General features: G+C 71.9%; 1 protein-coding gene and 1 pseudogene. Both read right to left on the bottom strand.

Annotated elements, in window-relative coordinates:
- Positions 1 to 103: 103 nt before the first annotated feature.
- Positions 104 to 1,912 (bottom strand): glycoside hydrolase family 35 protein, encoded by a 1,809-nt coding sequence (locus ACFWR9_RS42410; RefSeq protein WP_383852954.1) that lies wholly within the window; start codon positions 1,910 to 1,912, stop codon positions 104 to 106.
- A gap of 32 nt (positions 1,913 to 1,944) precedes the next feature.
- Positions 1,945 to 2,139 (bottom strand): annotated as a pseudogene (locus ACFWR9_RS42405) (carbohydrate ABC transporter permease); the annotation flags it as partial.

The raw sequence follows: 2,139 nt of genomic DNA, 5'->3' as shown, positions 1-2,139 counted from the left end.
CACCCCGCGGGCCCCGGCCCCGCCCCCGCGCCCTGCCCCCCCCGGTGCGAGGGCCCCCCATCATCGGGGGCCCGCCCCACGGCTGAGTCCTTCGCCGCCACCGTCAGTCGAACGTCTCGACGTACTCCTCCGGCGGCCCGAGGTCCGGGCGGTTGTGCAGGGTGATCCGGTCGCCGAGGTGTTCGAGTTCCAGCACGGTGAGTGTGTTGGCGCCCGGGTTCAGAAGGGGACCGGGCAGATACAGCGTGGTCTGCGGTCCGATGTGCCAGTAGCGGCCCAGCAGCGTGCCGTTGACCCAGAGGAATCCTTTGCCGAATCCGGGTAGGGCTACGAATGCGTCCGCAGGCTCGTCCACGGTCAGGGTGGCGGTCGCGAAGCCCGTGCGGCCGTCCGGTGGGGCCGCCGCACCGGCGCGGGACGTCTGGCTCCATGTCCATTCGTCGAGTGGCAGGGGCCGGATGGTCCAGCCGTGCACCTGCCGGCGGTCCACCCACACCCCGCCGAGGATGCCCTTGCCCTGCCCCAGCAGCGGGCCGTAGTTGATCCGCCCCTGGTTCTCCACCAGCAGCGTCAGCCGGACGCGCACTCCGGTGCCGGCGACGCTGAACGAGCCGCTCTCGCGGTCCAGTACGGCGACGGGTGTGCCGTCGACGAACACCTGGGCACGGTCGTGCAGACCCGTGACGGTCAGTTCGTGGTTCCCCGGTGGCAGCAGCGGCTCGGCCTCGTAGAGCACCAGGCCGGAGGTCAGGGACAGTTCCTCGAAGCTCAGGGGCAGCGGTGCGTGGACCGGTTCGGCTGCCGCGCGCAGCCCGTCGAGCAGAGCCGCGTTCTGGGTGACCGGTAGTTCGCGGGGTGCGAGCAGCGGCGGGTCGGCGGGCAGCGGCCGCTTGGCTCCGGCGCCGTCGAGCGCGGTCAGCTTCTCCCTCAGGGCGAAGAACTTCGGTGTCAGAGCACCGTTCTCGGCGATGGGGGCGTCCGAGTCGTAGCTCGTGACGGTCGGCTGGATACCGCCGCCGTCATGGTTGGCGCCTGCCCACAGTCCGAAGTTGGTGCCGCCGTGCGCCATGTAGAGGCTCACGGAGCCGGCCTCGTCGAGGATGCCGCCGACGGTCTCGGCCGCGCTTTCCGCCGACCGGACATGGTGCTTCTCGCCCCAGTGGTCGAACCAGCCGTTCCAGAACTCGGCGCAGAGGAAGGGTTCGCCGGACCGGCGCGAGCGCAGCAGCGCCGCGGCCTGGCCGGGGCGTGAGCCGAAGGTCGCCGCCGCCAGTTCGCCGGGAAGGGTACCGCCGTCCTGCATCAGCGGGGTCGGTCCGTCGGCCGTGTAGAGCAGTTCGGTGATTCCCCGCTCGACGAGGGCGTCGCGCACGTGGCGGACGTAGGCCTGGTCGTCGCCGTAGCTGCCGTACTCGTTCTCGATCTGTACGGCCGCCACCGGCCCGCCCCGGCCTGCCTGGAGGTCCGCGACGCGCGGGATCAGCTCGTCGAACCAGCGGTCGAGCGCTTCCAGGAAGGGACCGTGGGACGTGCGCAGCCGCATGCCGGCAGTGCCGGTCAGCCAGGCGGGAAGGCCACCATTGTCCCACTCGGCGCAGATGTACGGACCCGGCCGCACGATGACGTCCAGCCCCTCCTCCTGGGCGAGCCGGGCGAACCGGGCCAGGTCGCGCGGACCGTCGAAGCGGGTGTCGCCCGCGGCGCGCTCGTGGAAGTTCCACGGGACGTACGTGTCCACCGTGTTCAGGCCCAGGGCGGCCAGCCGACCGAGCCGGTCGGCCCACTGTCCGGGATGGACCCGGAAGTAGTGCAGCGAGCCCGCCAGGACGCGGTGCGGACGCCCGTTGCGCAGGAAGACGCCGTCGGCGTACGTCAGGGTGGCTGCCGCAGGACTGTCACGGATCCCACGCAGGGCCGGTGGGAGCGATGTCGGGGAGGAGGTGCTCACTTGACGGCTCCGGCGGTCATGCCCGCGCGCCAGAACCGCTGGAGGGCGAGGAAGGCGATCAGGAGGGGGAGGACGGACACCAGCGATCCGATGACGACCAGTGGGGGCGGCACCGCGACGTGGCTGGCGTTCCAGCCGACCAGGCCCACGGTGACCGGCTGCAGCCGGTCGTCGCCGAGGACCATCGCGGG

Source organism: Streptomyces sp. NPDC058534 (assembly GCF_042717365.1).
Taxonomy (GTDB): domain Bacteria; phylum Actinomycetota; class Actinomycetes; order Streptomycetales; family Streptomycetaceae; genus Streptomyces.
This window is presented reverse-complemented; position numbering and strand designations above follow the sequence as displayed.